Here is an 11,645-nt window from a genome sequence, read left to right on the forward strand (position 1 = left end):
GAAGTATAACCGCTTTGGCGAAAAAAGGCACAACCGCGTTTTGGGACGCGCATTGGGGACCGCGCATTGGGGACGGGTACATACGCCTACCAATAGCCCCTATTAACCACCCATCGGGGTGGGTGGTTAATGCCTCGGCGTAGAATGCAATTAGGGGTCGAATTAGGGGTCGGGTACATAAGTGGGTACGCCAATTGTTTTAACTACCCTTTCAGGGGGGAGTACAGAATTGAGCAAAACCGTATGTACCCGTCCCCAATGCGGTATCCACTTCGTCTAGTGAGTCTGAGTTAACTCGGAACGTAATGCCACCAAGCTATCAACGTAATTATTCCAACCCTCCTCATAGCGAGTATATGACGGTGACGTCATATTCATCGCCTCACATAGCTGGTCGCCTAAAATCTCACCGATCACGTTCTGCGGCCAAAGGATTTGCTGAACAAGCGATCTACCCTGGCAGCTTGGCGCTCCGTCTTGAAGACGATCCAGATTTTCTACAAGTCGATTTGCGGATCGCTGCGATTGAAAGAAGACTAAACTCATTAGCTCCGCGGCGGACAAAGCCCAGCCCCCCTCTCCAAAATGATCCCATATCTCGATGTCACTCAGATTGCTAACAACTATGGCGAATCCGACTCCAAAACGAGTTTCTCGCTCCCTTACTCCAGCCCAGATTTCCCCTCGGTTACTCTCAATTCGCTTGATAAAAGCATTGATTTTCGATGTTAAATCAGTGCGCGTAGCCGTTGACAGAAATTCGAGTTCCAGTAATTCACGGATAAATTCGGCACTAAACACGCTAGCAAGTGCGCTATCAATAAGTGAATTAGGATGCTCAATAAGCTCCATTTGTTGAGCCAACCATTCTGCGAGTGCTAGCTCATCTTGATTACGAATAATGTACACCAGTTGCCAATACCTTGACTGCACCGGGCTCAACGCCCCTAGCTCCAGCGTAAAATAATAATAGTCTTCTGGATCAAGCGACGAACCACCTAGACCTCGCCAATCGGTAGTCGCCAGCCGGTGGTTCAGCTCTTGCCAAGCTACTGAATCGAATACCTCATCATTTTCGTCAATGGCAGCAATCCGCATAAGCTCAGAGAAATCAGTACCGTAACGAGTTATCGGCCACCCCTCTGCGCCGGTTGACAGCGCACTAATCAGCTCGCTGGTATCGACAGGTATTCGATCACCCTCCGCTTTAGCTAGTGCAAACCGTTCACGCCCTGCCTCTTCAGCATCGCGATCCAGGTCCTCTAACCCCAATCGTCGATAGTGCTCCGCAGATAAGGCTTCCCCCTGTTGATAACTCACTACCAACTCAGAGGGTTTAGCATCAAATACCGGCAGGTTCAGTACGATTGCGTAGGTGATATAGGCCGCTAGAAATAGCCCAAGCTTTTTAACAATTTTTGAGATTTTCAACTGTGTCTACCTTCCCGTGGTTAACTACATGCGAAGCTGGCTATCTTAGCCCTTAGCCCTTAGCCCTTAGCCCTTAGCCCGTCAATGATAACACGCTGCCCAATCAACTACTCTTTTCCATCACAACAAAGTGAGTCCGAACATCATCAAACTCTACCTGCCCAGCCTCGGCGCCCAGGCTCAGGTACAACTTCCACGAACCTATTGGAACAGGCTAATGCAACTCCGCTCGCACCAAAGCGCAGTATAACGGCATGGACCTGACCCCAAACCACCTACTGCAGCTGTGCTAACTCAGCGCGTAATTCCACTAAACTATCAACGTAGGTATTCCAAAACTGATCGGCTTCATCAAAATGGATAGACTGTACATACGAGGAAACGTGCCACAGAGCATCCAAAATTAGCTCACCCACTATATCTTGAGGAAAAAGAATTTTGCTAAAAATTGGTCTGTGCGTAACTATCACTCCATTGATTTGGCTGTCGGAGTAATCTGCGGCTCGATTTATAAAGCGTTGCCGTTGGAAGAAGACTACAAGCGCGAGCACCAAAGTGGACTCAGCCCGGTCCGACGTCTTGTATTTACCGTCCCATACTCCAGCAACACTCAAGTGACGCGTCCCGGTTATTAGAGTTCCGACAGCGATTCGAGCTTCATTTTCTCTAACTCGCATCAAGATCGCACTTCGATTCCTGTCAATGCGCTCGATAAAAGTCTTGAGTTGCGCGGTTACACTACTGCGCCCAGCTGTTGACAAGAATTCAAGATCTAACAGTTCACGCATCGTTTCCGAACTGTACCAAGGGCGCTGGGCAACCGACTTGCGATAGTAAAATGGACCAGGGTACTCAATGTAGCTCATGTACCGCGCTAACCACTCTGCCAGAGCTACTTCATCTTGGTTACGAATAATGTAGACCAGCTGCCAAAGACTAAGTGAAAGATAATCATAGTACTCGCCATACATGAAAAAATACCGATAACTTTCTGCATCAAGTGTTGTCTTGCCTAACCCTTCCCAGTCGATACTAGTCAGTCGGCGATTCAACTCTTGCCAGCCTGCCGACTCGAACACCACATCATTTTCTGCAGAGGCTGCAATGCCAACAAGCTCAGAGACATCTAACTGGCGTATCCGTTTACCCGACTCTCCCGTCGAGAGCAACTCAAGCACATCATTGTTGTGAGGGCGTAGATCAAATTCTTCGTCTAACCTCGCTCGTTCGAATAACCTCGCTCGTTCGAGTATCTCACGCCCTACCTCTTCCGCATCACGATCCACATAAGTCAACCCTATAAGCCGATAGTGCTCCGCGGATAGAGATTCACCCTGCTGATAGCTCATCGCCAACTCAGTGGGCTGCGCATCAAATATCGGTAAGTTCAGAACAACCGCGTAAGTGATATAGGCCGCTAGAAAAAGCCCCAGCCTTTTAACTATTTTTAAAATCTTCAACAGTGCCTACCTTCCCTTGGCTAACATCAGAATTGGCTAAAGGCTTATCCCCCTAGCCCGTCGTATCGAGATAGCAGTTCGCAGCCTTCGCACTTACTTTTCATCCATCACGACAAAGCGAGTCCGAACATCATCAAACTCTACCTGCCCAGCCTCGGCGCCCAGGCTCAGGTACAACTTCCACGAACCTATTGGAATAGGCACCTGCCACATCACCTCACGCCATTCAGTAGTTAACCCGTCAAATGATTGACGTGCGGCGGTGTTGCGCTGATAAAGCGCCTGCGCCTCAGTATCCAGCAGCAATTCGGCAGAGGCATTCGCATCACCGCGAATTTTTGCCCGCACTTGAATAACTAACCCCGCTTCCGATGGCCCAGGCAGTGTATCACCCGTGGCATCAAAACCCTGATGAACCGTCGAGTCAGCATCAAGCCTCAGCCAGCAATTTATTTCATCGCACTCACGCTGAGCCGACTCCGACGCATAGCGCCAGCCAAAGGCTCTAAAATCCCCATAAGCCACAGATTCAAAGTCGCCATTGGCGACCTGCCCATCATCCGAAAACCCATTGAAAACAAGCGACTCCTGTTGAACCTCCCAGCCCATTTGCTCGGAGATATGCGCGGCGAGAAGTCGGGCTTGACCACCGTGTTCTACCATCGAACCGTGCCATTTCTCCCAGGTCCACGGATAGTGAAGGTAGGACAGATTCCCGCCCACCTCGGCAACCACTTCGGCGGTATAGTTCGCCGGTTCATTGAGGTCCCACCCATAGGCGTTATACAGCACAATATGAACCGCATCGCCATAGACTTTGCGCAGCTCGGCCACCACCGATTTGAAGCGTCCCTTCATTTGCGCGCGAATCGTATCGGGGTTAGTGGATGAGGCCTGGCCGAAGCCATTACCGGGTTCGGCAGGAATACGATAAATATCATTCGCGCCAGCATTCACAACAATCACCTGTGGGGCGAAATTGGTGCGAAACTCGGGTCGTTGGCTAAAGAAATCGGGCGAATAGATAAAGCGCATCACATTATTATCGCCATAGCCGCTCAGGGTTGCGCTGCCGTACGCTTGAGTGGTGGTACGAGCGCCTAACATTCGCGCGGCCATGGCTGGATAGGCGAAGAAAGCACCCGCGAATCCTGAGTCATGTTCGGAATAGTTACTGGTCCCATCCATGTTTGAATCACCGAAAAAGGCGATTCTCCTTTCGGAAGGCGAAGGCGGAGCCAATAATTCACCCTCATCATCGACTGCAACACCATATAAGGTGCTTGGTGTGCCATCGTAAGTTTCTTTGAAAAAGACAATCTCGTGGGGTTGAGACGAATCCAAATTGGCTGCCAAGGTCACTAGCCTGCGGCCAGACTCTAGTCGCAACGGGCTGGGATTGGGAACGCCGTTAATCACCACGCGAAAATTCTCTGCCTTGGCGCCTACGTCAAAATCAACAGCAAGTTCCGTTCCTCGAAATCTCAGCGCTAAGGCACTTCCCGCCCAGCTCATTTGCGGTTGCTGAGCCGACCCATACCACACACCTCGGTAATCGAGCAGCTCGGAATCCGGTGAAATAGTCGCTGCCGCAGTGCCTTGCGCCATCATGAACGGAACGAGAAAAAGCTGACTTAAGCAGATTAAATTCAGCAACCGCTGCCGCAAAGACTTCATACCACCAGCTCGAATTTATGCATTTGACTTGGCGGAACATAGTCGAAAATAAAAGTCGTTCTCGCTTCCGAACCCTTGTTCATCACACTGTGCTGTAGTTGATTATTTATCTCGTAAGCATTGCCCACTTGAAACTGATTAGGCCGCCCGTTAATCATAAAACGCACTTTAGGGTTGGTGACAATGGGAATATGAATTCGGTGACTGAATTCAAATGAAGCATGCTTATCAACATGCGGTTTGATAATACCGTCAGGGAGCAGTTTTGCGGCCATCGCGCGGATAATCACGCCGCCTGGCTCGTAGTGATCCTGAATAATTTTATCCATCAACGGCTGGGCAGCTTCGGCCAATAACTCATAGCCTGGTTCTCGATTGACCTTAATTTTCGGCCAGAGCTCGCTCTCAAGAAAATACATCACCAAGCTTTGCGTTTGATAGTGCACTTCAAACTTACGCTGACGATACTGATTCTCCAGCCACTGCTCTTCTACCGCCATATTGATAGACGCCTGAAGTGGTCTGTAGTCCACTGGGCCGAGGTCGCGAAGCGGTGCGTCAATATTCATAAATAACCCTTGATTCATTGTGTGAATTTTATTCAACTCGCACCCAAAAAAGATCAACCGCGTTTAATTGCCTAAACATCGGAAATTACGTAACTTGGGTTTCATCGGGCGGGCAGTCCGAGCAGCAGTTAATTTATAAACATAAATAATATAAAAATAAAGTGCTGAATGCAGTTGTTATGCAGGAGCACCGTTAAACACACTCTGGGGGAACAACTATGGCTCGATTCACTCCAAATCGTGCGCGTCACCCACTCGCTTCAGCGGTTAGCTTAGCGCTAGCTTCGACTTTAATGTCGGGCTCAGTACTTGCGCAGACCGAGGAAGAGGGGGAGACCGAAGAACGCAAGGGCGGCATGATTGAAGAAGTATTAGTCACCGCAACAAAGCGCAGCGAAAACATGCAGGACGTTTCGCAAAGTATCCAAGTCATGACCGGGGAAGAGCTTACTCGCTCTGGCATGCTTAACTTCCAAGAATTCCAAGCGGCTATCCCAAGTTTGTCATCGGTGTCCACTTCGCCGGGTCGAAATGAGATGGTTTTCCGCGGTATCAGTACCGGCTCACAGGAATGGCGTACTGATTCATCGGTAGCGGTTTATATGGATGAAGTGCCTATGACCTCGGCGGCACAGCAAGTTGATCCACGTATGGTCGACATGGCGCACATTGAGGCACTACCGGGTCCACAGGGTACGCTGTTCGGTTCGAGCTCGCAGTCGGGCGCGATGAAGTACGTCACCAATAAACCCGACGCATCGGAAACGTCAGGCTACATCCGCGGCTCGTGGTCTACCATGAGCGAAGGCGAAGATAGTACTGACGTTGAGGCAATGATTAACTTGCCGATCATTGATGATGTGCTTGCTCTTCGTGTTGTCGGTTACGATGTTAACGAGGGTGGCTACATTGATAATGTTGCCGGTACTGACCTCTTTACCGGTGCGACCAACGATAGTGCTGTAGAAGACAACTTCAATGACTGGAAACAGTCAGGTGTGCGCGCTACCGCTCGCTGGAACATTTCCGATAACTGGAACCTCGATATGATGTATATCGACCAGACATCTGAAACCACCGGTGATTGGAAGCAAGATCCAGCCCTAGATGATTTCGAGATTGTTCGCTTCCACAAGGATGTCCGCACCGATGACTGGTGGTTGGGTAGTTTAACCCTTCAGGGTGACATCGGCGATTTCGCCCAATTAACCTACGCAGCGGCAACCGTTGAGCGCGAAGTTGATTACGAATTCGACACCATGGTAAGCGATCAGCTTCGTACTCGCGCCTACGGTATCGACAACATTAACTACGCCTACAACCCGCTTTACTACCACACAGCCTACGACATCGGTACGGTAGTCAACGATCAAGAAGGTACCCGAACCTCGCACGAGATTCGTCTTGCCTCGATTGGCGATTCCCGCTTCCAGTGGATGGTCGGTGCCTACTATGAAGACACCTATGATGCCTGGGATTGGTATTGGGTAACACCAAATCTAACCAGTACTCCTGCATGGAACGCTTTCAACTACCTTGCGTATTGGGTGCAGAACAATTACAACACGGGAACGCTTTATCCTGTGGCACCAACGGATCGCTACTACGGCGAAGAATTTGAACGTACAACTAAGCAAACCGCTGTATTCGGCACCTTTGGTTATGACATCACGGATGCTTGGAACGTGGAGGCCGGCGTTCGCTGGTTCGAATATGACCGTCAACGCACCGAGAAACAATACTGGCCGTATGGCGTGCCTTACGGTAACTATGACAACAACGGTGTAGATGAATACTCCGGTAAAAATGATGATACGGTTTATAAATTCAGCACCAGCTACAACATCAGCGATGACGTCATGGTTTACGCACTCTACTCAGAGGGCTTCAGACTCGGTGGACACAACACGGTTCGCAAAGCATCAAGCTTACCTAAGGAATATGGCCCAGATTCACTGGTCAACCAAGAAATTGGCTTCAAAGGGCAGTTCTTTGACGACGCACTGCAGTTAAACGCCACCTACTACCAGATGGATTGGACCGATATGCAGCGCGAAGTGGGTGATCCGACTGCCTTAGCCGCGAAAGGTCATATCAACCTCGGTGACGCCAGTTCGAAAGGCTTAGAAATGAGTTTCACAGGTTGGCTGAGTGACAGTTTCATGTTGCAAGGTACCTACTTCAATGGTTCATCCGAAATTGAAGAAACGGTCTACTTCAGTGATGTGGTGCCAAACCTACCGAGTTGGGCTGACTATGAGCTAGCGGCGGCAGGTCAACCATTGGCCATTGCTCCGGATGAGAAGTGGTGGATTAAAGCAGAGTACACCTTCCACAATGCGATGTTAGGTGCCGACCTGTGGTTCAGCTATGACCATTCTTGGCAGGCAGCCTACGCTCACGACTGGTGGAATGCGCAAAACACCGTATCGGGCTGGGGTGGCAACACCATTCCGGACTACCAGCGAGCTAACTTCAATATGGGTCTCTGGGCCTCTGACGATTGGGACGTAACGTTTAGTATTTATAACGTCTGGGACGATCGTTCAGTGAACTGGGTGCACACCGGCGACGATTGGTTACTTGATCAGTACAACATTAGTAACTATCGCTCACTGGAAAGTGTTATCCGTCCACGTGAATACTCGATTAGCTTTAGTAAACACTTCTAAACCACTGGTGTGATTAGAAAGGCGAGCACCGATGTGTTCGCCTTTTTATTGCACAGGCGCTACTAAACCCTAGGTTCACCCTATGCTCTCACGCCAATATAGGCTTATTCATCAGGGCTATGTTAGGGTAATTATCAACCCACTAAAGTCAGTGAGATGAAATCATGATTCGAATTTTCTCTGCCGCTGTGTTGTTCACTACTTTCATTCTAACTGCCTGCGATTCGGGCCACACGCCGCCGCATTGGAATAATCTCGAAGTCATCCAAGAAAATACCCTAGCACCGCGCGCCTATTTCCGCAGTTACCCCAATGCTGAGCTTGCGCTCGCTAATGACCTGACTAGTAATCCCTACCACCTGAGCTTGAATGGCTCGTGGCAATTCAATTTTTCGGCAACGCCGCCAACTACACCGGGCGCCAACCAATTTTACCAGCCGCAGTTCAACGCTAATTCCTGGGGAGCCATACCGGTTCCATCCAACTGGGAGCGACATGGTTTCGGCTATCCGATTTACGTCAACATCTCCTACCCCTTTGAGGCAAATCAACCTCACGTACCTACCCAGGACAATCCGGTGGGCCAATATCGCCGGGTGATAACGCTATCGGAAGCGCAACTCGCTCACAAGGCCACATTAACCGTCGGCGCAGTGAGCTCGGCTTTCTACCTGTGGGTTAATGGACACTACGTTGGTTACAGTGAGGGGAGCAAAACACCCGTAGCGTTCAGTATCGATGAATTCCTTATCAGTGGTGACAACGTCATTGCCATGGAAGTTTATCGCTGGAGTAATGGCAGTTACCTTGAGGATCAGGACTTCTGGTCACTATCAGGTATTCAACGTGATGTGAGTATTCGCTTTAGCCCTAGCGTGGAGATCGTTGATTACCATGCGCTAGCTGGACTAACCAACGGCTATCAGGACGGTCAGCTTGAATTAACCGTGAGTGTACTCAACCATACCGATCTTCCGGTTACCCATCAGTTGGCAATGACCTTAGGTCAGCCTGAAGTCGCTTCGGAAACCAAAACCGTTGAACTGCAACCCGGACTCAATGAAGTGAGCTTTTCGGGGAACATCGCTGATGTTGCGCCGTGGTCCGCTGAGATTCCGAACCGCTACCAACTTGTTATTCAATCATTCGATCCGCAGCAAGGGGAAGTTCAAGCGCTCGCCCCCTACGTTGGCTTTCGCGATGTCCGCATTGAAGGTAACGTATTCAAGATTAATGGTGAAACCGTTAAGCTCAAGGGCACCAACCTGCACGAACATCACCCTATTACTGGCCATGTGATTGATGAAGACACCATGATCCGTGATATTCAGTTGATGAAGGCGGCGAACCTGAATGCGGTTCGCACCTCCCACTATCCGTTTCCGGAACGCTTCTATGAGCTGTGTGATGAATTCGGCCTCTATGTGGTGGATGAAGCGAATATTGAAAGTCACGGCTATGGGTACGACCACGATAAGACACTGGGCAATAAGCCTGAATGGATGGCACAGCATCTTAACCGTACTCAGCGGATGTATGAACGTGATAAGAATTTCCCATCCATTGTAATGTGGAGTTTGGGGAATGAGGCGGGCGATGGCGTTAACCTAGGCGCTACCTATCATTGGTTGAAAGCCGCTGATAGTTCACGCCCGGTGCAATACGAAACCGAGGGGGATATCAACGAAGTGGGTGAACGCCACTCCGATTTTCATTCCAGTATGTACTGGCGTTACTGGGATTTAGCGGCTCACGCTGAGACTCATCAGGACCGCCCGTTTGTGCTCATTGAGTACGCTCACTCTATGGGCAACTCTACCGGTAACCTAAAAGACTACTGGGATGTGATTAACCAGCATGATTCGCTGGCCGGCGGTTTTATCTGGGACTGGGTTGACCAGGGTTTGGCCGAATGGGATAAGGACGGCACCGAATACTACACCTACGGTGGTGATTATGGGCCAGAAGACGCGCCATCAAGCGGCAACTTTGTCATGAATGGCGTGTTGTTCTCCAATCGAGATCCACAGCCTGCCTACTGGGAAGTTAAACATGTTTACCAATCGGTAGGCTTTGAGGCCCTTGACCTCAATAACGGCGTGTTTCAGCTAACAAATCACTATAACTTCCTCAACCTAGCCGGCTATACACTACGGTGGGTTCAGCGAGCTGAGGGCGAAGTTATCTCTGAGGGTGAGCGTCAGCTAGCGGATTTACCAGCAGGTGGAACGCTTAACGTCTCACTTCCTATTTCAGCGCCGCAGGATTCTCGAGAACATACGGTAAGCTTAAGTCTCCATCTGTCAGCGGCGCAGCCATTATTGGAGCAGGGCCATGAGGTGGCGGCAGAGCAATGGATTCAGTACAACGCCAATATCCGCGCGCCCTACTCACCACCCCCAATGAGTTCAGCTGAACTCTCTATAACAGCCCTAGAATCCGGTGCATGGCAGATTGATGCGGCAGAACAACGCTACCTCTTCGATGCCTCAGGCCTATTAGCACAGATCAGTGTAGCCGGCGAGCAGCAGCTGTTAGCACCGTTTACCCCAGATTTTTGGCGGGCACCTACCGATAACGACTTCGGTAATTACCTCACCGAATGGGGCAAGGACTGGGAATACGCTAGCCAAAATAGGTCACTTGAGCGTTTTTCTGTTGAGCAGCTAGATGATCAGCGAGTTGAGGCTACTGCGGTTTATGCCTTTCATAGCGAATCGGGCGATGAGCTCGGCAAGTGGCTTGCACGCTATATCATTTATGCAAATGGCGAGCTAAATATTAGTAACCGTTTTGAACGAGCGAATGGGACTGTAAGACTTCCCCGCATTGGCCTGCAAACCACGCTAGTCGATGGCTTCTATCAGTCTCAGTGGTATGGCCGAGGCCCTCATGAGAACTATCGCGATCGAAACGACTCTGCGTTTTTAGCTCGCTACCAACAGGCTATTGCTGATCACTACGTACCCTATGCGCGGCCACAGGAAAATGGCTATAAAACCGATACCCGGTCACTGCGCTTAAACGGTGAACGTCAGCTTGAAGTTTGGTCCGACGATACCTTTAATTTTGCGGTACATCACAATACCCGCAGTGACTTCACGCCACCGGCCAAGGTTGCGGTAACTGTGCAAGATGGTCCTGAGGCACAAGTGAACGAGGAACGTCGTAACACGCACCTCAATGACATCAAACCCCGCCCACTAACCACGTTAAACTTAGATTACGGCCAAATGGGTGTGGGCGGCGATAACTCATGGGGCGGCCACACGCTATCGCAATACAACCTTAACGGCGATACCTTCGAGTATTCGCTTTGGCTGCGTTTCGGAGACGCACCCATGCAATAGGATGCAATTAGGGGTCGGGTACATAACTCATAACATGGCCTCCATTTCTCACCTATTAAGCGAGTTTTTACGGTGATTGTTGTGCGATAGGGGTCGGGTACAAAACCTTTGACGTCAAGTACTCGAAGATATGTACCCGACCCCAATGAAGCACAACGAAAAATTAGGGCGACGGTGACGTTATGTACCCGACCCCAATGGAAACTCAATGGAAACTGGGAGCGAGTTATGTACCCGTCCCCAATACGTAAAACACATATCGGGCTAAGCACCGAAAATAACAATAACAGGTAAGCAATAACTTACATTGGGAGAATCACATGCAACTGCAACCCCTCGACCTCTGGGTCGCCGCGATTTATGCCATTGCGTTAATTGGCATCGCTACCTATGTGTCTCGTGAAAAAGCGGGCCACGAAAAAGACACTAGTGACTATTTCCTTGCCGGGCGCGGTCTGCCCTGGTGGGCCATTGGCGCCAGTTTAA

6 protein-coding genes are annotated in these 11,645 nt (G+C 50.0%); 2 read left to right on the plus strand and 4 right to left on the minus strand.

The annotated features are described in order from the left end of the window. Positions 1–276 precede the first annotated feature (276 nt). The 4 genes from Q0698_RS06125 to Q0698_RS06140 all read right to left on the minus strand — a co-directional run bounded on the left by Q0698_RS06125 (position 277) and on the right by Q0698_RS06140 (position 5,137). Complete coding sequence (locus Q0698_RS06125) at positions 277–1,431, minus strand: hypothetical protein (RefSeq protein ID WP_298634768.1); 1,155 nt, start codon at positions 1,429–1,431, stop codon at positions 277–279. Positions 1,432–1,706: 275 nt separating this feature from the next. Further along, the gene (locus Q0698_RS06130; RefSeq protein WP_298634771.1) at positions 1,707–2,891 is read right to left on the minus strand and encodes a hypothetical protein; all 1,185 of its coding nucleotides are present in this window, start codon (positions 2,889–2,891) and stop codon (positions 1,707–1,709) included. A gap of 93 nt (positions 2,892–2,984) precedes the next feature. Beyond that, positions 2,985–4,568: an SGNH/GDSL hydrolase family protein gene (locus tag Q0698_RS06135; protein WP_298634773.1), complete on the minus strand. Its 1,584-nt coding sequence runs from the start codon at positions 4,566–4,568 to the stop codon at positions 2,985–2,987. Continuing rightward, positions 4,565–5,137, minus strand: a complete 573-nt coding sequence (locus Q0698_RS06140; RefSeq protein ID WP_298634775.1) for an aspartyl/asparaginyl beta-hydroxylase domain-containing protein — start codon at positions 5,135–5,137, stop codon at positions 4,565–4,567. The genes Q0698_RS06135 and Q0698_RS06140 overlap by 4 nt, the downstream gene beginning before the upstream one ends. A 218-nt stretch (positions 5,138–5,355) precedes the next feature. Here Q0698_RS06140 and Q0698_RS06145 point away from each other — a divergent pair, with 218 nt between their 5' ends. Together Q0698_RS06145 and Q0698_RS06150 are read left to right on the plus strand one after the other, a co-directional pair. Beyond that, positions 5,356–7,809, plus strand: coding sequence for a TonB-dependent receptor (locus Q0698_RS06145; RefSeq protein ID WP_298634777.1), 2,454 nt, complete (start codon positions 5,356–5,358; stop codon positions 7,807–7,809). A gap of 164 nt (positions 7,810–7,973) precedes the next feature. Continuing rightward, entirely contained in the window at positions 7,974–11,159 is a 3,186-nt protein-coding gene (locus tag Q0698_RS06150) for a glycoside hydrolase family 2 TIM barrel-domain containing protein (RefSeq protein ID WP_298634779.1), read from the plus strand. Positions 11,160–11,645 lie beyond the last annotated feature (486 nt).

This window comes from uncultured Umboniibacter sp., from assembly GCF_947497555.1.
In the GTDB taxonomy this organism is placed as follows: domain Bacteria; phylum Pseudomonadota; class Gammaproteobacteria; order Pseudomonadales; family DSM-25080; genus Umboniibacter.